This is a genomic window from Bradyrhizobium sp. Kon69 (assembly GCF_055807515.1).
On sequence record NZ_JBVVOS010000019.1, the window covers coordinates 81,444 to 104,072 of the forward strand.

Below are 22,629 nucleotides of genomic sequence, written 5' to 3' on the forward strand. Positions count from 1 at the left end.
ACGAAGAAGAAACAGAAAGACGGGAGTAGACCATGCTGGCTGATCGCATCGAGGCAAAATGGATCGACGCATTTTGCGAGATTTTTGAGCGATGCGCCGTCAAGGCCGGCGATACCGCGGCGATTCTCTCGGAAACCCAGTCACGTGCGTTGAACGTTCATCTGGCGGAGCTCGCGCTGCTGCGGATGGGCGCGCGACCGTTTCACGTGGTCATGCCGACCCCGCGTAACCGGAATATCGTTCCGGTTCGCTCGACAGGGGCGAGCGAGGCGATCCAGCGGCTCGGCCCGGTCATCACCGCGCTTCAACAAGCCGGCTTTGTGGTGGATTGCACCATAGAGGGACTGATGCATGCGGTGGAGACACCCGAGATCCTCAAAGCCGGCGCGCGCATCCTGGTGATCTCCAACGAGCATCCCGAAGCGCTGGAGCGGATGGTGCCGGATTCCGCGCTCGAGAAGCGCGTTCGCGCGGCGGCGAAGATGCTGCGCGGGACCAAGCGGATGCGGGTGACGTCAAAAGCCGGCACGGCGCTCGACGTCGATATGGTCGGCGCGTCCACGGTCGGCGTGTGGGGGTGGACGGACAAGCCCGGTACGCTGGCGCATTGGCCCGGCGGCATCGTCGTCAGCTTCCCCAAGAGCGGAACGATCAACGGCACGCTGGTGATGGCGCCCGGCGACATCAACCTGACCTTCAAGCGTTACCTGACCTCGCCGGTGAAGATGACGCTGAAGGACGATTATGTCGTCGAGCTGGAAGGCGAGGGCACGGATGCCGCAATGATGCGTGCCTATCTTGCCGCCTGGGGCGATCGGGAAGCCTATGCGGTGTCGCATGTCGGCTTCGGCATGAATCCCGGCGCGCGCTACGAGGCACTGTCGATGTATGACCAGCGCGACACCAACGGCACGGAAATTCGCGCCGTCTCCGGCAACTTCCTGTTCTCGACCGGTGCCAACGAATTCGCCGGCCGTTACACGGCGGGCCATTTCGATCTGCCGATGATGGGGACGACGATCGAGCTCGACGGCATTGCGGTGGTGCGCGAAGGGGTGCTGCAGGACGTCTTCGGCTAACCGCGATCGAGCACTGGTGGCCGCGCCAGGTCAAAGTGCCGAAGCAAATCGACCATGGCCTGAAGCCGTTTTGCCCGATAGGCGTCGATGTCCATACCTGAATAATCGAGAAAGCCTGCGCCCGTTCGCAGGCCGATCCGGCCCTCCTGCATGTTCCGCGAAATGACCTCCGGCGCACGATAGCGGTCGCTGCCGAGTGCGCCTTCGAGATAGCGGCTGGCGTAGTACAAAATGTCGCCGCCACCCCAGTCGATGAATTCGAGCAGCCCGAGCACGGCGTAGCGGAAGCCGAAGCCGTAGCGGATCGCCTTGTCAATCTCCTCGGCGCTAGCGACGCCTTCCTCGACCATGCGCGCGGCCTCGTTCATCGCCAGCGCCTGGATGCGCGGAACGATGAAGCCGGGTGTGGCCGCGCAGACCACCGGGACCTTGCCGATGCCTTCGAGTAGCGCCTTGACCTCCTCGACGATGCCTGGATCGGTGGCCTTACCGGGCGAAATCTCCACAAGCGGAATCAGATAGGCTGGATTGAGCCAATGCACATTGAGGAAACGGCGGGGATTCACGATCGCGCCTGAGAGATCGTCGACCAGGATGGTCGATGTCGTCGATGCGATGATCGTATCGGGCCCGACCTGTTTTGAGGCCGCCCCCAGCACATCCCGCTTGAGCTCGACGATCTCGGGGACCCCTTCGAAGACTATTCCAGCATTGGACAGTGCCGCATCGCTCTGGCTGGCCGGCACCACCGAGACCCGCGCGATGAGCGGGTCGACATCCGACTCGGTCAGTAGTCCCAGCTTCGACAGGCTGGCAAAGGTCTTCCTGATTTCGCCGAGCGCATCTGCCTCCAGCCTCGCGAAATCTTCGGCTGGACGGGCCTTGATGTCGATCATCGTGACCATATGCCCCGCGTAGGCGAACGCGACGGCGATGCCGCGGCCCATGCGGCCGGCCCCGAGACAGGCGATGGTGGTTCGGCTGGTCATCGGTCAAAATCCCCCGCGAAGAAGCGTCTGCAAAGCGGCCTTGTCGAGATTGCCGAGGCCCAGCGTCTCGAGGGTTCGGCCGCCTTGCGTAAAATCCTCACCGCAGATTGCACCACCGATGGCCAGAAATCCTTTGGCCAGCGGCGTAGCCACGCCCGCCAGGCCGGCGACGGAGACCAGCAGCGATAGCCCAAGCCGCAAATCCTCTCTCATGTAGCGATGCTCGGTCAGCACGATCCGCTCGCGCCAGTCGCCGGAATCGGTCAGCCGGTCATGCGAGCCGCGGCCGTACATCCAGATCTCGCCTTCCTTGGCATAATGATGGGCGAGCGGAAAATGCGGTGCGCCATATCCGAGCGCCTCACGCACGGCCATTCGTTCGGCGTCGAGCGCGTCGGTGACCCGGCGAATCGCGGCTTGCGTTCCTTCCTTGTGGATGTCCCACTTCTCGAAATGCTCGATCGGACCTGCATTCATTACGATCAGCGGCGGATGGATGATCGGGCCTGCGTTCATCAGTGCGCCGGAGAGAGCATCTCCGCACGGCTCGATTGCGCCGGGGAAAGCCTGTCCAATCACTTCAAGTGCGCGCGGCGCTTGATCAAGCGGGAAAACGCCGACCGGCAGTCGCTTGGCGCGGATGGTGATCGCGACCTCGAACGGGCCGTGCTTGCGGGTCAGCCAAGGCAAGGTCCCGGTTTCGGCAAAGCACGCCTTGGCGCGGTTGCCGGCATCCCGCGCGGCCTGGGCGAAGATCATCGAGCCGAAGGTAGCCGGCGGCAGAAACACGACCTGTCCGTCCCGCAGATGTGGAGCAAGCAGGCGCGCAATATCAGGCTGCGCGAAGGCGGGGGCGGGGCACAGGATCAGCTCTGCGCCGTTGACGGCCTCGGCGATATCGGTCGTGACCAGCGCCAGTTTCACGTCGTGACGGCGGTTATGATCCTTCACCAGGATGTGCGAGCCGGCGGCGCGATGGGCTGCGACCTGATCCGCGTCGCGGCGCCAGAGCCGGACCTCATGTCCCGACAGCGCAAAATCGCCCGCGGCCGCGAAAGAGCCGTTCCCCCCACCCAGAACCGCAATCTTCAAGATGCTTCTCCTTGCGTGCGCGATTGCGCATCAAGCTGCTTCAGCAGGAAATGCTGGACCTTGCCCAGCGCTGTGCGCGGCAGGTCGGTGACGAAAACGACGTCGCGCGGAACCTTGTAGCGGGCGAGTTGGGCCTGAAGATGTATTTTCAATGCGTCTGCTTCGAGCCGACAGCCGGATCGCGGGATCACGTAGGCGATGGGCACCTCGTCCCAGCGTGGATCGGGCCGGCCGATCACAGCGCATTCGCTGACATCGGGATGTTCCAGCAGGACGCGTTCGACCTCCGCCGGATAGATGTTCTCGCCGCCGGAAATGATCATGTTCTTCTTGCGGTCGCGCACCCAGAAATAGCCGTCCGCGTCGCACAGGCCGATATCGCCGGTACGATACCAGCCGTCGTGCAGCGCATCGCGCGTGGCGTCCGCATTGCCCCAATATTCGAAGAACACGTTGGGGCCGCGCACCGCGATCTCCCCCGGTGCGCCCGCCGGCACCTCGTTGCCGGCGTGATCGATCACTTTCGCTTCGCAGCACAGTCCGGCAAGTCCGGTCGATCCCGCGCGCGAAAGATCGCCACCAAGCCGGGTGTAGACTGCGATGGGACAAGTTTCCGTCGAGCCGTAGACCTGAAGCACGGGTACGCCGCGCGCTACGAAGCGGTCGATCAGATGCGGCGGCACGATGGTCGAGCCGGTCGCGACGGCTTTGAGTGACGAAAGGTCGGTCGTGGGCCAGGCGGGATGCTCGCTCACCGCCTGGATGATCGCCGGCACCATCACGGTCAAGGTCGGCCGTTCCCGTTCGATGGCTGCAAGCGCGGTGTCCGGCGTGAAGCGTGCGTGAACCGTGACCGTCGCGCCCAGCTGGAGCGCCGCCGTGGTCTGGATGTTGAGGCCACCGACGTGGAAGAACGGTAGCAGCGTCAGCACATGGTCATCGGACGTCATGTTGTGCATGTGCTGACTCATGACGCCGTTCCAGAACAGCGCCTCCTGGCGCAACACCGCGCCTTTTGGCCGTCCGGTCGTTCCCGACGTGTAGACAATGAGGAGCGGGCAGGAGAGATCGGTGTGCGGGTTGCGGCCGGTGCCCCGGCTTCGAGCCAACAGGTTTTCGAACGTCGTGCCGCGGGGCGGCTCGAAATCGAGCCCGACGATTGCGGTTCCCTCAAGCTCGGCAAGTACCCCCTCAAATGCCTGCTCGAGCACCAGGACCTTGGCGCCGGCATCGTTGAGGATGAAAAGCTGCTCGGCGACAGCGAGCCGCCAGTTCAGGGGCACCAGCATCGCGCCGAGCCGCGCGCAGGCATAGAGCAGAACCAGATAGTCCGGCCGGTTCAGGCTGAGGATCGCAACGCGGTCGCCCCTGACGACGCCGAGCTCCTGCTTCAACGTCGCCGCCGTCCGCTCGATGCGTGCAGCGAATGCCGCATAGCTCAACCGTTCGCCCTCGAAGGCGATGGCTGTCTTGTCTGGCGCGAACGCCGCGTTGCGATCGATCAGACTGCAGAGGTCCACCGTCAGTCGTCCGTTTCGCCGGCCTCGTACAGCGCCTCGCGCCCGATCCGGTCGAGGCAGAGCTCGGCTGTCCAGGGCAGCATCAGCGAGCCGCAGCGGCTATCGCGATAGATGCGCTCGAGCGGCAACGAGCGCAGCATGGCCTGTCCGCCGCAGGTGCGGATCGCGAGCGCGGCGAGCTCATTGGCGCCCTCCATCACAGAATATTGCGCGGCATAGGCGCGCAGCACCTGCTCCTTGCTCGGGTTGGCGCGCGCCTCGGTGACGGCCTGGAACCAGATCGCCTTGATCTGCTCGAGCTTGATCTGCATCTGCGCGACCGCAATCTGCTTGGTCGGATACATCCTGCGCTTGACCGGCGGCATGCCCGGCACTTCGCCGCGCAGATATCGCACGGTGAAGTCATAGGCGGCCTGAGCAAGGCCCATATAGGTCGGCGACAGCGTAAGGAACATGTGCGGCCAGCGCATCGCGGCCTGGAAATAGACGCCGCGCGGCATCAGCGCCGAATCTGCCGGCACGAACACGTCCTTGAACAGCAGCGTGCGCGAGACCGTTCCGCGCATGCCGAGCGGATCCCAGTCGCCGACGACCGAAACGCCTGCCGATTTTGCGGGGATGGCGAGGTAAAGCGTATTGCGGCGCGAAGCCTTCTCGCCTTCCTCGATCTCCGTGCAGAGAACGCCGTAATAGTCGGCATGGCCGGAGAGTGATGCAAAGATCTTCTTGCCGTTGACGATCCAGCCACCCTCGACCGGCCTTGCTTCCGTGCCGAAAGCGACGCCGCCTGCCGCTGCCGCACCGCCCTCCGAGAAAGGCTGCGAATAGATCGCGCCGTCCTCGACGATACGCTTGTAGTGGACTGCACGCCGCTGCTCGTGCTCGGCACGGGTCTCTGCATCCATGTCGAGATCGTCGGCGAGCGGGCCCGACCACAGCGTCGAACAGACATGCATGTTCCAGGTGAGCGCAGTCGCGCCGCAATAGCGGCCGATTTCGGCTGCCGCCAGTGCGTAGGTTTGATAATTCGCGCCGAGTCCGCCATGCTTCTTGGGCACGGCAATACCAAGCAGGCCGACGCGATGCAGGTCGCGATAATTCTCGGACGGGAAGATCGCCTCGCGATCGTAGGTCGCGGCGCGGCCGGCGAATACGCTCTGGCCGATCTCGCGCGCCCGCGCGATGATGCCGGCCTGCTCGTCGCTCAGTCGGAATGCAACGGGATCGAAGATCGGCGCATCCAGCGCAACCTTGTCGGTCGCGCCGATGGTCTTGCTGACTTGCATGGTCATCGCGCAGTCATCCTACGTGTTGGTCGCGACGGAATTCAGGAACCGGCCGAGCGCCTCGTTAAAGGCATCGGGACGCTCCAGGTTGGCGAGATGGCCGACACCGGCCAACTCGACATACTCGGCAGATGGAATGTAGGTCGCCGTCTTCGCCATCATCGGCGCTGGCGCGTTGTTGTCCTTGGAGCCGGACAGCAGCAGCGTCGGTATGGAAATATCCTTGAGGGTGCTGCGTTGGTCGAAGCCGATCAAGGCCAGCATCATGGCGCGATAGCTCGCCTCGGGCACACTTGCCATGCACTCGCGTGCAAGCTCCATTCCCCTGGGATCAGGATCGTCGCCCACCAGTTCCTTCACCAGAGAGGGCGCCAGCGACTTCATCGTTTCGCCGCGATCGAGCGGCCCGAGCCGTGCGGCGATAAACGATTTCTGCCAATCGCCGTCGGCCTTGCCGAACGCCGGGCTGGTCTGCGCCAGCACGATCGCGCGCGCCAGTTTTGGGGAGTGCACCAGCCATTTCTGGACGATCATGCCGCCGATGGAATGGCCGACCAGAATCGGCCTGCTCGCACCAAGCTGCTCGATGAATCGCTGAAGCGCATCCGCCAGGGCAGCGATGCTGACGCTGGCGAGCGGCGCCGATCCGCCATAGCCGGGCATGTCCCATGCAATCGCGTGGAAGCGGTCGCCGAATGTCGCAAGCTGCTGCAGCCAGGCCCGTGCCGCACCGCCGATGCCATGCAGGAAAATCAGAGGTGTCCCGCCCGGATCGCCCGCTGCTTCATAGGCGAAGCGGCCGTCCTTTGTTATCATTGGCGCAGGCTGCGACACGCGACATCCTTTTGCTTGGCCCTTCGATGCTAACAGGCCTGTGAGGGATGGGAAGAGATAATTTTATACTTAAAGCAATTTTCGGGCCGGTCTTCGGCGTGCCGCCTTTCGCGGGGTCGCGTCGAGCTTTGTTTGCAAAAGTTTGAAGGTTAAAATATATCGAGAGGGCGATCAGCAGAATGCAAGGAAGCCAGCATGTCCGGATTACCGCATTCGCCGCACGCGCTGGTGACCGGTGGCGGTCGCGGCATCGGTCGCGCCATCGCAGCAGCGCTCGTCGAGGCCGGTGCCACGGTGACCGTCCTTGGGCGGAACGCTGCGATGCTTGAACAGGCCGTCAGCGCAGGCGCCGCGCATTTTGCGGCCGTCGCCGACGTATCGGACGAAACCTCATTGAAAGCCGCCATCGCTCAAGCAAGTGCGCGGCAGCCGATCGATATCCTGATCGCCAACGCGGGAAGCGCCGAGTCCGCGCCGTTCTCCAAATCCGACAGTGCCCTGTTCGCGCGCATGATGGATGTCAATTTCATGGGCGTGGTCCATGCTGTCAGCGCTGTGCTGCCCGGGATGAAGGATCGTCCCTATGGCCGTATCGTCGCGATCGCGTCGACAGCGGGGCTCAAGGGATATGCCTATGTCAGCGCCTACACCGCGGCCAAGCATGCTGTGGTCGGTCTCGTGCGTTCCCTTGCCATTGAAATGGCTGGCAGCAACGTGACCGTCAACGCGGTGTGCCCCGGTTTCACCGACACGGATCTGGTCGCCGGCAGCATCGAGAGCATCATGAAAAAGACGGGCCGTAGCCGCGAGCAGGCCGTTGCCGAGCTCGCGAAGCATAATCCGCAGGGGCGGTTGATCTCTCCTCAGCAGGTCGCGGATGCCGTGGTGTGGCTGTGCGGCGAGGGCGCCGGCGCAATCACCGGGCAGGCGATCGCTGTTGCCGGTGGTGAGATTTAGCGCGCATGGCACCGGCACGGAACAAGAAAGCCAAGGAGATCGTATGAGCAGACCAGCCAATCCCGTGACCTTACCGCTTGCGGACTATTCGCCGCAGCACTTCCTGCTGGCCGTGGTCGATGGTGTTGCAACCGTGACGCTCAATCGTCCGGAACGGAAGAATCCGCTGACCTTCGAGAGCTATCGCGAACTCACTGATTTCTTTCGCGCCTGCGCGTTCGACGATGCGGTCAAGTCCATCGTCGTGACCGGCGCTGGTGCCAATTTCTCGTCCGGCGGCGATGTGTTCGAGATCATCGGTCCGCTCGTGAAGATGGACACCAAGGGGCTGACGGCGTTTACGCGGATGACCGGCGACCTCGTCAAGGCGATGCGGGCCTGCCCGCAGCCGATCGTTGCCGCGGTTGAAGGCATCTGCGCCGGGGCGGGCGCGATCATTGCCATGGCGTCGGACATGCGGCTTGCGGCGAGCGGGACCAAGGTCGCATTCCTCTTCAACAAGGTCGGCCTTGCCGGTTGTGACATGGGCGCCTGCGCGATCCTGCCGCGGATCGTCGGACAGTCCCGCGCTTCCGAGTTGCTCTACACTGGCCGGTTCATGACCGCGGAGGAGGGCGAGCGCTGGGGCTTCTTCAGCCGCCTCGTCACCCCGGAGCAGGTGTTGCCCCAGGCGCAGCTACTGGCCAAGCAGATTGCTGAGGGACCGACCTTCGCCAACACCATGACCAAACGGATGCTGGCCATGGAATGGGCGATGTCGGTGGAGGAGGCGATCGAGGCGGAAGCCGTTGCTCAGGCGCTGTGCATGACGACGGCCGATTTTGAACGGGCCTTCGAGGCCTTTGCCAACAAGGTCAAGCCGGTCTTCAGGGGCGATTAAACGGGGGCTTTGCCGGCAGCCTGCCGCAATGGGGACTTGCGCGAGATTATTTTAGGCTTAAAATAGTTTGGCCGGGTTGAATTGGCGAGGCTCCCATGAAAGTCGCGATCATCGGTGGCGGACCTGCGGGTCTCTACGCTGCAATCCTGCTGAAGAAGCAGCGGCCGAGCGCTGAGATCGCGGTGTACGAGCGCAACCGCGCCGACGACACCTTCGGCTTCGGCGTGGTGTTCTCGGACGCCACCCTCGATAATTTCGAGAAGCACGACCTTCCGAGCTATCGCCGCATCACCCAGGAATTCGCCTACTGGGATGACATCGCCGTGCACTTCCGCGGAACGGTCCATCGGGTCGGCGGCAACGGCTTTTGTGGCTGCTCGCGGCAGAAGCTGCTCCTGATCCTCCAGGCGCGCGCGCGCGAACTGGGGGTCGTCCTGAATTTCGAAGCGGACGTCGAGGACGAATCCCGCTTCGCCGACGCCGATCTGATCCTGGTCGCGGACGGCATCAACAGCCGTTTTCGCGACAAATACGTCGATCATTTCGCGCCGGAAGTCGATCTCCGTGCCAACAAATTCGCCTGGATGGGCTCGACCAGGCCGCTGGATGCCTTCACCTTCATCTTCCAGGAGACGGAGTGGGGGCCGTTCATCGCCCATGCCTATCAATATGAAGCCGGACATTCGACCTGGATTTTCGAGACCGATCCGGAGACGTTCGAACGCGCGGGGCTGACAGGGCTGAACGAGACCCAGTCGGCTACGCGAATGGCCGAGATCTTCGGCTGGTTCCTCGATGGGCACCAATTGCTCACCAACCGCTCGACGTGGCGCAACTTCCCAATGATCCGCAGCAAGCGCTGGGTCAAGGACAACATGGTTCTGCTGGGCGACGCCAAGGCGAGCGCGCATTTCTCGATCGGCTCGGGCACCAAGCTCGCGATGGAAGACGCGATCGCGCTGGCTGACGCAATGGAGAAGGCGCCCAGCATCAAGGCGGCGCTGGACGTCTATGAGCACGGACGGCGTGAGGAGGTCGAGAAGACGCAGCACGCCGCTGACGTCTCGCTGGTCTGGTTCGAGCATGTCGACCGATTCTGGGATTTCGATCCCGTGCAGTTCGCCTTTGGCGTGATGACGCGCTCGAAGGCGATCACCTATGACAATCTGAAGCTTCGCGCCCCTGACTTCGTGGCGGAGGTCGAGAGATCGTTTGCCAGGCGTGTTCGTGATAGCGGTTTCGAAGTGGACACCGAGAAGCCGATGGTGCCGCTGTTCCAGCCCTTCCGGCTGCGCGAGATGGAGATCGCCAATCGCGCCGTGGTGTCGCCGATGTGCATGTATTCGGCGAAGGAGGGCGTGCCGACGGATTTCCACCTGGTGCATTATGGATCGCGCGCGATAGGCGGCGCCGGCCTGATCTTCACGGAGATGACCTGCGTTGCCCGCGACGCCCGCATCACGCCCGGCTGCACAGGACTGTGGAATGACGAGCAGGAGGCGTCCTGGCAACGCATCGTTGATTTCGTCCACGGCAATTCAGCCGCAAAAATCTGCCTGCAACTGGGGCACGCCGGGCGCAAGGGTGCGACCAAGCTGATGTGGGACGGCATGGACCGTCCGCTCGAGGAGGGCGGCTGGGAGGTGTTTTCGGCGTCGCCGCTGCCCTATTTCCCCGACAGCCAGGTTCCGCGCGAGCTTAATCGGGCCGGCATGAACGCAGTGAGGGACGCTTTCGTCGCGGCGGCCGAGCGCGGCGAACGCTGCGGCTTCGACATGCTCGAACTGCACTGTGCCCACGGCTATCTGCTTGCGAGCTTCATCTCGCCGCTGACGAACACCCGCACGGATGAGTATGGCGGCTCGCTGGCCAATCGTTTGCGTTTCCCGCTCGAGATCTTCGAGGCGCTGCGGGCCGCGTGGCCGTCGCACAAGCCGATGTCGGTGCGCATTTCCGCGACCGACTGGGCCGAGGGTGGCATCGGCGGCGACGATGCGGTGGCGATCGCGCGCACTTTTGCCGAGGCCGGCGTCGATCTCGTCGACGTCTCAACCGGGCAGACCGTGCGCGATGCGCAGCCGATCTATGGGCGCATGTTCCAGACGCCGTTCTCCGACCAGGTCCGCAACGAGGCGCGCGTCGCCACGATGTGCGTCGGCAACATCACGACGGCGGACCAGGCCAACACCATCCTGGCTGCCGGCCGGGCTGACCTCGTCGCGCTCGGGCGGCCGCATCTGGTCGATCCCTCCTTCACCATGCGGGCGGCGGCCTGGTACGGGGCGGACGACGCGTTCTGCCCGCCGCAATATCTTCCCGGAAAAGATCAGATTTTCCGCAACAGCGTGCGCGACCGGCAGGATCTCGAGGAGCTGAGAATTAAGGCTAAGCCCAAGACCCGGGCCGAGCTCAAGGCGGAGGCGACAAAGCCGCTTGCGGCCGAGTGACCGCCCGTGCGACTTTGGCCGCATTGCCTGGTGTGTACCGAGTGGAGTGAGGGCGATGAAGGCGATTATCGTCGGTGGCGGTATCGGTGGTCTCACCACCGCATTGATGCTGCGCTCGCGGGGCCTCGCTTGCGAGATCTTCGAGCAGTCCGACACCATCCGCGAGCTTGGCGTCGGCATCAACACGCTGCCCCATGCCATGCGCGAGCTGGCAGGCCTCGGTCTGCTCCAACAGCTTGACGATGTCGCGATCCGCACCGACCAGCTCTATTACCTCAACCGTCACGGCCAGGAAGTCTGGCGCGAGGCCCGCGGCATCGACGCCGGCCACGATGTGCCGCAATTCTCGATCCACCGCGGCCGCCTTCAAGGCGTCATCCATCGCGCCGTCGAGGAGCGGCTCGGCCCGGAGGCCATCCACACCGGCTGCCGCCTCGGCGCCTTCACGCAGGACGAGGGCGGCGTCACCGCGTACTTCTTCGACCGCTCAGGCGCGCACATCCATACCGCGCGCGGCGACATCCTGATTGGTGCCGACGGCATCCATTCGCGGGTCCGTGACACGCTGTTTCCGAGCGAGGGTCCGCCGTGCTGGAACGGCCTGATGCTGTGGCGCGGTGCGCGGGATTGGCCGCTATTCCTCACCGGCAAGTCGATGATTGTGGCCGGCGGGCTCAACGCCAAGGTGGTGATCTATCCCATCGCGGAGGGATCGAGCCCGGCGAGCCGTCTCACCAACTGGGCGGTGCTGGTGAAGGTCGGCGAGGGCAATGCCCCGCCGCCACGCAAGGAAGACTGGTCCCGGCCGGGCCGTCGCGAGGAGCTGATGCCTCACGTGGCGCGCTTCTCGGTACCTTACGTCGACGTGAAGAGCCTGATCTCGGCCACGCCCGAGTTCTACGAATATCCGACCTGCGACCGCGATCCGTTGCCTTATTGGTCGTCGGGCAGAGTCACGCTGCTCGGCGATGCCGCGCATCCGATGTATCCGGTTGGCTCCAATGGTGCCTCGCAGGCCATCCTCGATGCGCGCTGCCTCGCCGACGCGCTGGTGCGCGCCGAGCATCCGCGCCAGGCGCTGCTTGAATACGAGAAGAAGCGCCTGCCCATGACCGCGGACATTGTCCGCTCCAACCGGCGCGGCGGCCCCGAGGGCGTCATCGACGCCGTCGAGCAGCTCGCGCCTGATGGTTTCGACAATGTCGACAACGTGCTGAGCTATTCTCAGCGTGAGGCGATCGTGCGCGGCTATGCCACCAAGGCCGGCTTCGCCGCAGTGCCGGGACTTGCGGCGGTGAGGGCTTGACTTGCGCTGCTAGCCGCCGGGAGGCGGCGGCAGGAAGTGGATGTTGAACTCGGCGGCCATCGCCACCACGTCCTCGGGCTTCTGTTCTTTCATGTTGTGAAGGCCCCAGAACAGGTCGAACAGCTTCCGGGTCGGTGACACCCAGAACAACACCTTCGCGGTCTGCTCCGATTTGTTGAAAATGCCGTGCGGCACGCCCATGCCGAGCCGGATCAGGTCGCCCGCGGTCGCCTGCGACTCGGAATTGCCGAGCATGAAATCGAGCTTGCCCTCCAGCATGTAGAGATACTCATCCTGGTCGGGATGAATGTGCGGCGGTACGAACGTGCCCGGCGGCAGCGTCGCATGCCAGGAGAAGCTGTGCTCCGTGTTGCTCTTCGGCACATAGGTCTGGCCGAGGATGTTCCAGGAGATGCCCTGGATCCCCTCATTGGCCCGCGTGATGCCGGTGATTTCGCTCTTCATTGTGATCCTCCCTCGACGCGACGTGCGGCTTAGTTCGCCGCCTTGCAGTCCTTGGCGTAGCGGTCGCCGTAATTCTCAAAGACTTTCTGGACGATCTCGGTCTGGAACTTGCCGTCCGCGCGCTTGGCGACCTTGGTCAGGTAGAAATCCTGGATCGGATAACCATTGGTGTTGAACTTGAAGGCGCCGCGCAGCGAGGTGAAGTCGGCCTTTTTCAGAGCGGCCGCGACCGCGTCCTTGTTGGAGAGATCGCCCTTCACGGCCTTGACGGCGCTGTCGATCAGCATCGCGGCATCATACGCCTGGAAGGCGTAGGTACCGGGCACGCCGTTATAGGCGGCCTCATAGGCGGCGACGAACTTCTTGTTCTGGGGATTGTCGAGATTGGGCGCCCAGTTCGCGCCGCCGAACATGCCGACCGCCGCGTCCTGCTGCGCCGGCAACGTCGATTCATCAACCGTGAAAGCCGAGAGCACCGGAATGCTGTCGGCAAGGCCAGCCTGCTTGTATTGCTTGACGAGATTGACCCCAAGGCCGCCGGGCATGAAAGTGAAGAGCGCATCCGGCTTCTGCGATGAAATCTTGGAAAGCTCCGGTTGGAAGTCCAGCGTGTTCAGCGGCATGTAGGATTCTTCGACGATCTCGCCCTTGTAGTCGAGCTTGAAGCCCGCCACCGAGTCCTTGCCGGCCTGATAATTCGGCACCATCAGATACATGCGCTTGTAGCCGCGATCCTGCGCGACCTTGCCGAGGATTTCGTGCACCTGATCGTTCTGATACGAGGTCACATAGAAGAACGGGTTGCAGTCCTTGCCGGCAAACGTCGATGGGCCGGCATTGGGGCTGATCAGGAAGGTTTTCGATTCCGTGACCGGCCGATGGATCGCCTGGAGGATGTTGGAGAAGATCGGGCCGACCACGAAGTCGACCTTGTCGCGCTCCAGAAGGCCCCTGACCTTGGTGACCGCTGCGTCCGGCTTCAACTCGTCGTCGACCACGACGACCTCGACATCGCGGCCGCCCATCTTGCCGCCGAGATCCTTCATCCCGAGCGCAAAGCCGTCGCGAACCTGTTGGCCGAGCGCGGCGGCGGGTCCCGAGAGGGTCACGATCACACCCAGCTTGATTTTCTCCTGGGCGAGGGAAGGGCTCACCGCGGTGCCGAGCAGCAAGGCGGCTGCGGCCAATGTCATTTGCGTCTTCATGATCTGTCCCCCGTGACAACAGGACTTGCGCTGCAAGCCGCTACTCCAATCCAAGTTTATGCCGATGATTGCTGCCGCGGCAAGCGAGCTCAAAGCGTCGTCATCTGCGAGCAGCGGTGCATGCAAGCGGCGCGCCAATTATTTGAAGCCTAAAGAAATCGGCATGCGGTCGATTGTTGCGGCTTTACGCTTGCAGCCGGCTCGGATTTACTTGAAGCTCAAAACGTTGGGAATCCGTGCCGGCGCCCATGCCGGCCGTGAGTGGCTACATCGAGATGCTCGATTCCGAGACCAAGGCCGTCGAAACTCCGGAGGACCACGCCGAAGAGCTTCGGCTGTGGCTGCGCCTCTTGACCTGCACGACCCTGATCGAGGGCGAGGTCCGTGGCCGGTTGCGGCAGCGCTTCGACGTCACATTGCCCCGTTTCGACCTGATGGCGCAGCTCGACAAGGCACCCGACGGCATGACGCTGTCCGACGTCTCCAAGCGCATGATGGTGTCGAACGGCAACGTCACCGGCCTTGTCGAGCGCCTCGTGGAATCCGGTCATCTCGACCGCCGCACGTCGGAGACGGACCGCCGCGTCCAGGTGATCCGGTTGACCAAACTCGGTCGCGCCGAGTTTCGCAGAATGGCCGCGGAACACGAGACCTGGATCGCCGATCTCTTCGCCGACCTGACGCCGAAGGATGTGCGCGAATTGATGCGGCTGCTCGCCAAGACCAAGGCATCGGCGCAGAAATCGGCTGCTCGCCGCCGGGCCTAGGTCCGCGGCCGAGGCACCCACCAATCCCGTTTGCCGCCGGAAAAAGCATGGGATGCCCAAAATCCGCTATTGCGCGAAATTGCTTTAAGCCTAAAATGTTTTCGAGTGAGTGCTGCCGGGTGCTTTCCTGCTGAAAGGAGCGTGCGATGGCCAACGCTGCCAAGGTTCAAGTCTCGGGCTCGCGTGACGACAACGCCGCGACAGCCCATGTCGATACGTTCGCGCGGCAGCATCTTCCGCCAGCCGAGCTTTGGCCGGAATTCGTCTTCACGCGACCGGAACTGCAATATCCGCCGCGCCTCAACTGCGTCAGCTATTTCCTCGACCGCTGGGTCGAGCAGGGACATGGCGACGCTCCTTGCGTGATCAGCCCCGCCGTCAGCTACACCTATCGTGAGCTGCAAACGGTCGTGAACCGCATCGCCAATGTGCTGGTGGGCAAGCTTGGTCTCGTCACCGGCGGGCGCGTGCTGCTACGTTCGGCCAACAATCCGATGATGGTCGCGACCTATCTGGCGGTGATCAAGGCCGGCGGCATCGTCGTGGCGACGATGCCGCTCTTGCGCGCGAAGGAGCTGTCCTATCCGATCCAGAAGGCCGAGATCACACTCGCGCTCTGCGACGGCAAGCTCGCCGACGAAATGGAGAAGGCGAAAGCCGCAGCCCCCGGCCTCAAGCGCGTGGTCTATTGGGGCAACGGCGGCAGCGACTCGCTCGAGGCGCTGATGGAGGATGCAAGTCCGGAGTTCAGGGCTGTCGATACCGCCTCCGACGACGTCTGCCTGATCGCCTTCACGTCGGGCACGACCGGCGATCCCAAGGGCACCATGCATTTCCACCGTGACATGCTGGCGGTCTGCGATGGCTATGCGCGCAACATCTTGCGCGCTGAGCAGAAGGACCGCTTCGTCGGCTCGGCACCGCTCGCCTTCACGTTCGGATTCGGCGGCGTGCTGTTTCCGATGCACATCGGCGCCTCCTTCGTCGTTCTGGAGAAGACGGCGCCCGACGACATTCTGAATGCGATCGAACGGTACAAGACCACAGTCTGTTTCACCGCGCCGACCGCGTACCGGGCGATGATTGGCAAGCTCTCGGGCCGCGATATTTCCTCGCTTCGCAAATGCGTGTCCGCCGGCGAGACGCTGCCCAAGCCGACATTCGATGCCTGGCTGAAGGCGACCGGCATCAAGCTGATGGACGGCATCGGCTCGACCGAGCTGCTGCATATCTTCATCAGCGCGACCGAGGACGAGATCCGCCCGGGTGCGACGGGCAAGCCGGTGCCGGGATATGAGGCGAAGATTGTCGACGAGTCCGGCAATGACGTTCCGCCGGGCACGATGGGACGGCTCGCGGTACGCGGGCCGACCGGATGCCGCTATCTCGCCGACGAGCGGCAGCGCAAATACGTCCAGAACGGCTGGAACATCACCGGCGACACCTATCTGATGGATAGCGACGGCTATTTCTGGTACCAGTCGCGCTCGGACGACATGATCGTGTCGGCCGGCTACAACATCGCAGGCACGGACGTCGAGGCGGCGCTGCTCACGCATCCCGCCGTCGTCGAGTGCGGGGTCGTCGGCGCGCCGGACGAGGCGCGCGGCATGATCGTGAAGGCCTACGTCGTTGCCGCGCCGGGCGTAACGCCGAACGCGGAACTCGTGGCTGCGTTGCAGGAGCATGTCAAACGCGAGATCGCACCATACAAATATCCGCGCGCGATCGAGTTCGTGACGCAACTACCGAAGACCGAGACCGGCAAACTAAAGCGCTTTGCCCTGCGGCAACTGGCGCAGACCGCGGTGACGTCCTCCGGCGTCGCGGCGGAATGAGAGAAGGATAGAGAATTGTCAGTGACGACGCCGAAAGGCCCGCATCTCGCGGTGCTGCCGACAGCAGCCCAGGACGAAACCCGCTCCAGGGCGCAGGTGCTGCAGCCGTCCGGTTGGCCGGTGCCGAAAGGCTATGCCAATGGCATGGCGGCCGAGGGACGCATCGTCGTCACCGGCGGCGTCATCGGCTGGGATGCCGAGGAGCGTCTCGCGGACGGTTTTGTCGCGCAAGTGCGCCAGACCCTGAGCAACATCGCTGCGATCCTCGCGGAGGCCGGTGCGCAGCCCGAGCATCTGGTGCGCCTGACCTGGTACGTCGTCGACATGGAGGAGTACCTGACGAACCTGAAAGAGCTCGGCAAGGCCTACCGCGCCATTTTCGGCGCGCACTACCCGGCGATGGCGCTGGTTCAGGTCGTCCGCCTCGTCGAGAAGGCGGCGCGCGTCGAAATCGAAGCCACCGCCGTCATTCCGCGCTGAACTGCGATCGGCGCGCGCTCAGCTTGCTTTGGCGAGGTCATCGTCCTCGGGCGAGTTCAGATATATTCCTGACATGGTGTCGACCCAGCAGAGATGGTCATGCACCTTCTTCACGCCGGTGACGTTTTCCGCTGCGACGACCGCGGCCTGTCGCACGCGCTCCTCGGTGATGACGCCGCTGAGATGAACGATGCCGTCGCGGACGATGACGTTCAGCCCGAACGGGCACCAGTCATTCTTTTCCATGGTATCGATGATGCGGCTGCGAATGTGATCGTCGTCCGCGGTCGGGTCGGGTACGTCTCGGGCGAGGTCCGCCACCGCCTGGAGCAGGTTCGCCCGCGACACGATGCCGACGATCTTGTCGCCGCGGATCACCGGCAGACGCTTCACATCGTTCCGTTCCATGAGGTCGACGATCTCGGCAAGTGCCGTATCCTCGGTGATGGTCACCGGTGAAGAGGTCATCACCTCCGAGACCTTGCGGCCGTGCTCGTGGACGAAGTCGCTGGCCGATTTGCCGGATCCGAGAATGAACCGCAGCCAGCGCCCGCGCTTGCGTCCCGTGCCGATTTCGCTGCGGCGGATGAAGTCGCCTTCCGAGACCACGCCGACCAGCTTGCCGGCATTGTCCACGACCGTGAGACCGCTGACATGCCGCTTCAGCATGATGTTTGCCGCCTCGACGATGCTGGTGTCCGGGGTAACCGAGATGACCGACCGGGTCATGATCTGATGGGCACGCATGGCAGTCTCCGCTGGCTTGTCGATGTCGATGCGCAAAACCTAGCTCCGGCGTGGTGCTGCGGCTTGATGCAGGTCAAGGGGTGAAGCGGGGCTCTTCCCGATGCCCGGACTTGATGCAGCTCAACGCGCATCCGAAGCCTCGCCATATCCTGCTGCCACGTAGCCAAGAAGCTGGCAGGAACATTCAGCCATGAGCGTCGTGCAGATATTTCCACGGGCCGAAGAGCCATCCGCGCAGGCTCTCTCCGTTAGCCCTGTCGTTGAGCCCGAAGCCTCTACGACGGGCCCCGAAACGCCGGCTGGAATGCCCGTCGCCGCCGATCCCCCGCTTCTGTCGGAGCCATACCCTCTCGACCGCGCGTTTCATGCGATGCTGGTGCGGTTGACGGGCGGGATTTCGCCGCTGGCCTTGTCGCTCGCCTGGCTCGATTGGAGCTCTCATCTGGCTGCGGCGCCACAGCGTCAGGTGGAGATGTCGCGCAACGTGCTTCGCGACATGGGCCAGTTCCTGGAAGCCGCCGCGCATGCGACGTCGCAAAAGCCGTGGTCCGTGATTGCGCCGCAGGGGCGGGACCGTCGCTTCAGGGGGCCGCAGTGGGAAGCCGCACCGTTCAATCTGCTTGCGCAGGCGTTCCTGCTCGGAGAGCGCTGGTGGCACGATGCCACGACCGGCGTACGCGGCGTGTCGCACGCAAATGAAGCCGTCGTCGAATTCTCGATGCGTCAGATGCTCGACATGCTGGCGCCGTCGAATTTCGCGGCGACCAATCCGCAAGTGCTGGAGAAGGCGTTCCGGAGCGGCGGGGAGAATTTCGTATTCGGCTGGCAGAATTGGTGCAGCGACCTGATGCGCCTTCTCTCCGCCGCAACGTCCGCGGGTGACGAACAGTTCATCGTCGGGAAGACAGTCGCGGCTTCGCCGGGCAAGGTCGTTTATCGCAATGCGTTGATCGAGCTGATCCAGTACCATCCGACGACTGCGCAAGTGCGCCCCGAGCCAATCCTGATCGTGCCGGCCTGGATCATGAAGTACTACATCCTCGATCTATCGCCGCAGAATTCTCTTGTGAGGTATCTGACCGGCCAGGGCTTCACCGTGTTCGCGATTTCCTGGCGAAATCCGGATGCCAAAGACCGGGATGTTGCCTTCGACGACTATCGCAAGCTGGGTGTCATGGCGGCGTTGGACACGATCGGCCGGATCGTGCCGGGCCGGAAGACCCATGCGCTCGGCTACTGCCTGGGCGGCACATTGCTGTCGATCGCTGCGGCTGCGATGGCACGCGATGGCGACAAGCGACTGTGCACGACCACCCTGCTTGCGGCACAGACGGATTTCACTGAGGCCGGCGAGCTGACGCTCTTCGTCAACGAGAGCCAGGTCGCCTTTCTCGAGGACGTGATGTGGCAGCGGGGCTATCTGGACACGACGCAGATGGCCGGCGCGTTCCAGCTGTTGCGCTCCAATGAACTGATCTGGTCGCGGCTGTCGCACGACTATCTGATGGGCGAGGGCGCGCCACCGAGCGACCTGATGGCCTGGAACGCCGACGCCACGCGGCTGCCCTATCGTATGCACTCGGAGTATCTGCGAAAGCTATTCCTGGGCAACGATCTCGCCGAGGGCCGCTATCGTGTCGAGGACAAGAGTGTGTCGCTTTCCGACATCCATGCGCCGATGTTCGTGGTCGGCACGCTCGCCGATCACGTCGCGCCGTGGCGATCCGTCTACAAGATCCACTACCAGGTCGATGCCGACGTGACCTTTGTGTTGACCAGCGGCGGCCACAATGCGGGCGTCGTCGCGCCGCCGGACGAGCCCGGCCACAGCTATCAAGTGCTGATCAAGGCCGCCGATGCGCGCTATGTCGGCCCGGACGAATGGCTGAAGCTGGCACCGCAAGTCGAGGGATCGTGGTGGCCGGAATGGGCCGAGTGGCTGGCCGCACACTCCGGGGCGCCCTGCGATCCGCCGCAGACCGGAGGCGGAGAACTTGACGGTCTGCCCGACGCGCCGGGAGACTATGTCCACACCTAATCCTCAGGCTCCGCATTCGGCGCAAGGTCGGCGGAGCGGAACGGCTTGGCCTTGTCCAGTTTCCGGTAGGCGTCTGAGGCGGTCCGCAACAGTTTCTTTTCGCGCTTGCGGTTGAGGAAGCGAATGCCCGCCTCGGGGACGGCCTCGTTCAATGACGCCGCCAAGGTTTGCCCTCGCGCGTCGTCGTTCAATCGCCCGAGCGACTTTTGCGCCTTGCGCAATTGCTTGAGGATCGACTTCTGCTTGGTTAGCGATTCGTCGGCAAACAGGTCGTCCAGGGACTCGATCGAATAGGTCAGCCGCTTGTTGAGCAGCCGCAGCTTGTGCCGTTTCTCGACATCGAGCTTGCGGAGCTTGCGTGCTTTCTTGAGCAGCGCCTTTTCCCATTCCGTGAGTTTCGCTGTAGCGTGGTCGGCGAGCGCGCAGCGGCGCAGCCTGATGGCCTCCTTGCTGCGCCGGGTCGACCAGGGGCCGCTCTCGATCCAGGCTGACGTCTGCTCGACGAGCCGGCGATACCGCGCGGATTGCAGCGCGCGCGCCAGCAGGCGGTGACTCTCGGCGCGCTTCTCATCCCAATGCTGGAGCTCGGCAATCACGATCAAGTCGCCGCCACTTTCGGCGATGACTCGCTCGATCGCCACGTCGAGATCCCGCACCATGCCGAGCTGGCTGTTCAGCCATTTCAGTTCGGTCCAGACCTCGGGCCGTGCGGCGTCATCGACCATCGGCGAGAAGAAGCGGATGGCGGTGCGCAGATGCGTCAGTGCAATCCGGATCTGGTGCAGTGCCTCCGGATCGCCGCGGCAGGTGCCGTCATGCTGGGCGAGAACGGCGGCGAGGTGACGGCGGGCGATGATCCGGAACGCCGTATCGCAGACCATGCCGGGGCTGAGGCGGCCGGGCAGGACATTGTGCCTCGCCGCAGGCTTGACGCGCGCGGCCGTCGAATTCGTGCTGGGTCGCGCCATTTGCAGACTGCCTTACTTGCTCTCGGCGATCGCGTCCCGGCAGTTCTGGAGCGTCTGCTCTTGCGTCCCGGATGCATCGATGGTCGCCCAACCGACATGGCCGATATTATAGTGCTCTTGCAGCACGGCAACCTCTTGCGTGGCGTCGGATGCGTCGCCCCGGCGGGCTCCGATCCGCGCCTGCCGCGTCCCGAGGTCTGCACCCAGAAATAGGCCGCTCAGCGGCAAATTACGCTCGCGCGCCAGTGTGGCCACCGCGTCTCGTTCGTCCTCACGGGCGAACACGCCGTCGATGATCGCTGAATGGCCTTGCGCCAGCACCCGCCCGGCGTGCTGAGCCAATATCTCGTAAACGCGGGCCGTGACCTCCGGTGTGTATGCGGATGCCGGCAGGCGGTCCGTGTCCTCGACCCCGAGCATTTGCTTGCGGACGAGGTCGCTGCGCAGCACGACGGCGCCCGGCTGCGGCGAAACGTCCGGCGCGAGCCTGCGTGCCAAGATCGTCTTTCCGGTGCCTGACAGTCCGCCGACTGCAATCAGCCGGGGAGCCGGCGGCTGGATCAGCGCGCGAGCGAGGCCAAAATAGCGCCGTGCACCGTCGAGAATGCTGGGATCATCGGAATGCGGCGGCTTCAGCCGTGCCAGCGCGACCTGGGCGCGGATCGCCGCCCGGATGGACATGAACAGTGGCAGTGCGGAGAGCGCGTCGAGATTCTCGACTGGAGTCGCGGCGAGATAGCGGTTCAGCACGATGTTGGCTGCGCCTGCCTGATCGTGGTGCAACAGATCCATCACTCCGAATGCGAGATCGTAGAGCACGTCGGTGGTTGCCATCTGGGCGTCGAATTCGATGGCGTCGAATAGCACCGGCCGCTCGTCGATCGACACGATGTTCGCAAGATGCAGGTCGCCATGGCAGCGGCGCACGAAGCCTTGACGGCCGCGCTCTTCGAGCAAAGGCCGGAGGCAGAGGAACATTGCTTGCGAGTCTCTGCCGAGTTCTGCGATCTCTTCGCCTTCGAAATGGCCGCCGGTCCGCAGGCCATCGCTGTTGCCATCGATCAGCCCGGGGACGGCGGAAACCCATGCGTTGCCGTCGGCGCGAACAGCCTGCGCATGCGAAGCCGCGATCGCGTCGGCGATAGCCGAGGCAAAAGTGTCATCCAGCGCTCCGGCGTTGGCCAGATGATCCAGCGTCCGGCTTTCGTCGAAGCGCGACATCTCGACCGCATACTCGATCGGCCGGCCGCTTCCGTCGACCTTCACCGATCCATCGGGCTGTTCCGTGATCGCCACGACGCGGTGATAGATCTGCGGCGCCAGCGGCCGGTTGATCCTGATCTCCTCCTCGCACGCCGCCTTGCGCTTCTCGAGCGTCGAATAGTCGAGGAACGGAAATTTCACGGCGCGCTTGATTTTCAGAGCGCGTCGGCTTTCGAGGAAGACCGAAGCTGCGTGCGTATCGATCCGCCTCACGTTTGGATGATCCGCGGAATTGGTGAGCGCCGCAAAGATCCGGTCCTGAGTCGCAGAATCGTCTGTCATTCCAGCTGGTACGTCCAGATACGTCGGAAGGCGGCTCGCCCCGCGATCAGGTTAATCCATAGAAGCAGATCGCGGCCAGTCCTTGACTTCGGTCAACGCCTGTCTTCCTCCAACCGGTCGAAGTTCCCGGGCTTGACGAGGATCAAGCGTCCCGACCAAAGCCAGCCTATTCTGATGCCTGAGGAG

19 protein-coding genes are annotated in these 22,629 nt (G+C 63.7%); 9 read left to right on the forward strand and 10 right to left on the reverse strand.

The window, feature by feature from the left end; all coding sequences use genetic code 11:
* The first annotated feature begins 32 nt into the window (after nucleotides 1–32).
* Complete coding sequence (locus tag AC0L3U_RS24435; protein WP_456768932.1) at nucleotides 33–1,079, forward strand: 2,5-dihydroxypyridine 5,6-dioxygenase NicX family protein; 1,047 nt, start codon at nucleotides 33–35, stop codon at nucleotides 1,077–1,079.
* Here AC0L3U_RS24435 and AC0L3U_RS24440 read toward each other — a convergent pair.
* Genes AC0L3U_RS24440 through AC0L3U_RS24460 form a run of 5 tightly spaced genes read right to left on the reverse strand, consistent with a single transcriptional unit; the run spans nucleotide 1,076 to nucleotide 6,782 of the window.
* Entirely contained in the window at nucleotides 1,076–2,068 is a 993-nt protein-coding gene (locus AC0L3U_RS24440) for a 3-hydroxybutyryl-CoA dehydrogenase (protein WP_473363511.1), read from the reverse strand. The two genes, AC0L3U_RS24435 and AC0L3U_RS24440, sit on opposite strands and share 4 nt — an antisense overlap.
* A gap of 3 nt (nucleotides 2,069–2,071) precedes the next feature.
* On the reverse strand, nucleotides 2,072–3,160 hold the full coding sequence (locus AC0L3U_RS24445; protein ID WP_473363512.1) for an NAD/NADP octopine/nopaline dehydrogenase family protein: 1,089 nt from the start codon (nucleotides 3,158–3,160) through the stop codon (nucleotides 2,072–2,074).
* The gene (locus tag AC0L3U_RS24450; protein WP_473363513.1) at nucleotides 3,157–4,680 is read right to left on the reverse strand and encodes a class I adenylate-forming enzyme family protein; all 1,524 of its coding nucleotides are present in this window, start codon (nucleotides 4,678–4,680) and stop codon (nucleotides 3,157–3,159) included. Before AC0L3U_RS24450 ends, AC0L3U_RS24445 begins: the two co-directional genes overlap by 4 nt.
* A gap of 2 nt (nucleotides 4,681–4,682) precedes the next feature.
* Nucleotides 4,683–5,972 carry an acyl-CoA dehydrogenase family protein gene (locus AC0L3U_RS24455; protein WP_473294684.1) on the reverse strand — a complete coding sequence of 430 codons (1,290 nt, stop codon included), beginning with the start codon at nucleotides 5,970–5,972 and terminating at the stop codon, nucleotides 4,683–4,685.
* Between the two features lie 12 nt (nucleotides 5,973–5,984).
* Nucleotides 5,985–6,782, reverse strand: a complete 798-nt coding sequence (locus AC0L3U_RS24460) for an alpha/beta fold hydrolase (RefSeq protein ID WP_473294683.1) — start codon at nucleotides 6,780–6,782, stop codon at nucleotides 5,985–5,987.
* 213 nt (nucleotides 6,783–6,995) lie between these two features.
* Here AC0L3U_RS24460 and AC0L3U_RS24465 point away from each other — a divergent pair, with 213 nt between their 5' ends.
* The 4 genes from AC0L3U_RS24465 (at nucleotide 6,996) to AC0L3U_RS24480 (ending at nucleotide 12,390) form a co-directional block, all read left to right on the forward strand.
* On the forward strand, nucleotides 6,996–7,757 hold the full coding sequence (locus tag AC0L3U_RS24465; protein ID WP_473294682.1) for an SDR family NAD(P)-dependent oxidoreductase: 762 nt from the start codon (nucleotides 6,996–6,998) through the stop codon (nucleotides 7,755–7,757).
* 43 nt (nucleotides 7,758–7,800) lie between these two features.
* Entirely contained in the window at nucleotides 7,801–8,637 is an 837-nt protein-coding gene (locus AC0L3U_RS24470; protein ID WP_473363514.1) for an enoyl-CoA hydratase family protein, read from the forward strand.
* Nucleotides 8,638–8,732: 95 nt separating this feature from the next.
* On the forward strand, nucleotides 8,733–11,084 hold the full coding sequence (locus AC0L3U_RS24475) for a bifunctional salicylyl-CoA 5-hydroxylase/oxidoreductase (RefSeq protein ID WP_473363515.1): 2,352 nt from the start codon (nucleotides 8,733–8,735) through the stop codon (nucleotides 11,082–11,084).
* 55 nt (nucleotides 11,085–11,139) lie between these two features.
* Nucleotides 11,140–12,390 carry a flavin-dependent oxidoreductase gene (locus tag AC0L3U_RS24480; protein ID WP_247460916.1) on the forward strand — a complete coding sequence of 417 codons (1,251 nt, stop codon included), beginning with the start codon at nucleotides 11,140–11,142 and terminating at the stop codon, nucleotides 12,388–12,390.
* A 9-nt stretch (nucleotides 12,391–12,399) separates the two neighbouring features.
* On the opposite strand, the gene AC0L3U_RS24485 is transcribed toward AC0L3U_RS24480, so the two are convergent.
* Nucleotides 12,400–12,855 (reverse strand): cupin domain-containing protein, encoded by a 456-nt coding sequence (locus AC0L3U_RS24485; protein ID WP_007601580.1) that lies wholly within the window; start codon nucleotides 12,853–12,855, stop codon nucleotides 12,400–12,402.
* A gap of 29 nt (nucleotides 12,856–12,884) precedes the next feature.
* Nucleotides 12,885–14,060 carry an ABC transporter substrate-binding protein gene (locus AC0L3U_RS24490; RefSeq protein ID WP_473363516.1) on the reverse strand — a complete coding sequence of 392 codons (1,176 nt, stop codon included), beginning with the start codon at nucleotides 14,058–14,060 and terminating at the stop codon, nucleotides 12,885–12,887.
* 248 nt (nucleotides 14,061–14,308) lie between these two features.
* Here AC0L3U_RS24490 and AC0L3U_RS24495 point away from each other — a divergent pair, with 248 nt between their 5' ends.
* The 3 genes from AC0L3U_RS24495 to AC0L3U_RS24505 all read left to right on the forward strand — a co-directional run bounded on the left by AC0L3U_RS24495 (nucleotide 14,309) and on the right by AC0L3U_RS24505 (nucleotide 17,145).
* Complete coding sequence (locus AC0L3U_RS24495) at nucleotides 14,309–14,827, forward strand: MarR family winged helix-turn-helix transcriptional regulator (RefSeq protein WP_456768941.1); 519 nt, start codon at nucleotides 14,309–14,311, stop codon at nucleotides 14,825–14,827.
* A 146-nt stretch (nucleotides 14,828–14,973) separates the two neighbouring features.
* Nucleotides 14,974–16,665 carry a benzoate-CoA ligase family protein gene (locus tag AC0L3U_RS24500; protein WP_473363517.1) on the forward strand — a complete coding sequence of 564 codons (1,692 nt, stop codon included), beginning with the start codon at nucleotides 14,974–14,976 and terminating at the stop codon, nucleotides 16,663–16,665.
* Between the two features lie 21 nt (nucleotides 16,666–16,686).
* Nucleotides 16,687–17,145, forward strand: coding sequence for a RidA family protein (locus AC0L3U_RS24505; RefSeq protein WP_473363518.1), 459 nt, complete (start codon nucleotides 16,687–16,689; stop codon nucleotides 17,143–17,145).
* A gap of 18 nt (nucleotides 17,146–17,163) precedes the next feature.
* Here AC0L3U_RS24505 and AC0L3U_RS24510 read toward each other — a convergent pair whose 3' ends face one another.
* Nucleotides 17,164–17,892, reverse strand: a complete 729-nt coding sequence (locus AC0L3U_RS24510) for a CBS domain-containing protein (protein WP_473363519.1) — start codon at nucleotides 17,890–17,892, stop codon at nucleotides 17,164–17,166.
* 190 nt (nucleotides 17,893–18,082) lie between these two features.
* On the opposite strand from AC0L3U_RS24510, the gene AC0L3U_RS24515 reads away from it, so the two are divergent.
* On the forward strand, nucleotides 18,083–19,930 hold the full coding sequence (locus tag AC0L3U_RS24515) for a PHA/PHB synthase family protein (RefSeq protein ID WP_473363520.1): 1,848 nt from the start codon (nucleotides 18,083–18,085) through the stop codon (nucleotides 19,928–19,930).
* Here AC0L3U_RS24515 and AC0L3U_RS24520 read toward each other — a convergent pair.
* Complete coding sequence (locus AC0L3U_RS24520; RefSeq protein WP_473363521.1) at nucleotides 19,927–20,898, reverse strand: CHAD domain-containing protein; 972 nt, start codon at nucleotides 20,896–20,898, stop codon at nucleotides 19,927–19,929. The two genes, AC0L3U_RS24515 and AC0L3U_RS24520, sit on opposite strands and share 4 nt — an antisense overlap.
* Nucleotides 20,899–20,910: 12 nt before the next feature.
* Nucleotides 20,911–22,443, reverse strand: coding sequence for a bifunctional aminoglycoside phosphotransferase/ATP-binding protein (locus AC0L3U_RS24525; protein WP_473363522.1), 1,533 nt, complete (start codon nucleotides 22,441–22,443; stop codon nucleotides 20,911–20,913).
* Between the last annotated feature and the right edge of the window lie 186 nt (nucleotides 22,444–22,629).

Bases quoted from the DNA above. Each gene is read 5' to 3' on its own strand.
- AC0L3U_RS24465 (WP_473294682.1), top strand. From the start codon at position 6,996: ATGTCCGGATTACCGCATTCGCCGCACGCGCTGGTGACCGGTGGCGGT.
- AC0L3U_RS24455 (WP_473294684.1), bottom strand. From the start codon at position 5,972: ATGACCATGCAAGTCAGCAAGACCATCGGCGCGACCGACAAGGTTGCG.
- AC0L3U_RS24510 (WP_473363519.1), bottom strand. From the start codon at position 17,892: ATGCGTGCCCATCAGATCATGACCCGGTCGGTCATCTCGGTTACCCCG.
- AC0L3U_RS24475 (WP_473363515.1), top strand. From the start codon at position 8,733: ATGAAAGTCGCGATCATCGGTGGCGGACCTGCGGGTCTCTACGCTGCA.
- AC0L3U_RS24435 (WP_456768932.1), top strand. From the start codon at position 33: ATGCTGGCTGATCGCATCGAGGCAAAATGGATCGACGCATTTTGCGAG.
- AC0L3U_RS24495 (WP_456768941.1), top strand. From the start codon at position 14,309: ATGCCGGCCGTGAGTGGCTACATCGAGATGCTCGATTCCGAGACCAAG.
- AC0L3U_RS24460 (WP_473294683.1), bottom strand. From the start codon at position 6,782: ATGATAACAAAGGACGGCCGCTTCGCCTATGAAGCAGCGGGCGATCCG.
- AC0L3U_RS24480 (WP_247460916.1), top strand. From the start codon at position 11,140: ATGAAGGCGATTATCGTCGGTGGCGGTATCGGTGGTCTCACCACCGCA.
- AC0L3U_RS24490 (WP_473363516.1), bottom strand. From the start codon at position 14,060: ATGAAGACGCAAATGACATTGGCCGCAGCCGCCTTGCTGCTCGGCACC.
- AC0L3U_RS24470 (WP_473363514.1), top strand. From the start codon at position 7,801: ATGAGCAGACCAGCCAATCCCGTGACCTTACCGCTTGCGGACTATTCG.
- AC0L3U_RS24520 (WP_473363521.1), bottom strand. From the start codon at position 20,898: ATGGCGCGACCCAGCACGAATTCGACGGCCGCGCGCGTCAAGCCTGCG.
- AC0L3U_RS24515 (WP_473363520.1), top strand. From the start codon at position 18,083: ATGAGCGTCGTGCAGATATTTCCACGGGCCGAAGAGCCATCCGCGCAG.
- AC0L3U_RS24485 (WP_007601580.1), bottom strand. From the start codon at position 12,855: ATGAAGAGCGAAATCACCGGCATCACGCGGGCCAATGAGGGGATCCAG.
- AC0L3U_RS24440 (WP_473363511.1), bottom strand. From the start codon at position 2,068: ATGACCAGCCGAACCACCATCGCCTGTCTCGGGGCCGGCCGCATGGGC.
- AC0L3U_RS24500 (WP_473363517.1), top strand. From the start codon at position 14,974: ATGGCCAACGCTGCCAAGGTTCAAGTCTCGGGCTCGCGTGACGACAAC.
- AC0L3U_RS24525 (WP_473363522.1), bottom strand. From the start codon at position 22,443: ATGACAGACGATTCTGCGACTCAGGACCGGATCTTTGCGGCGCTCACC.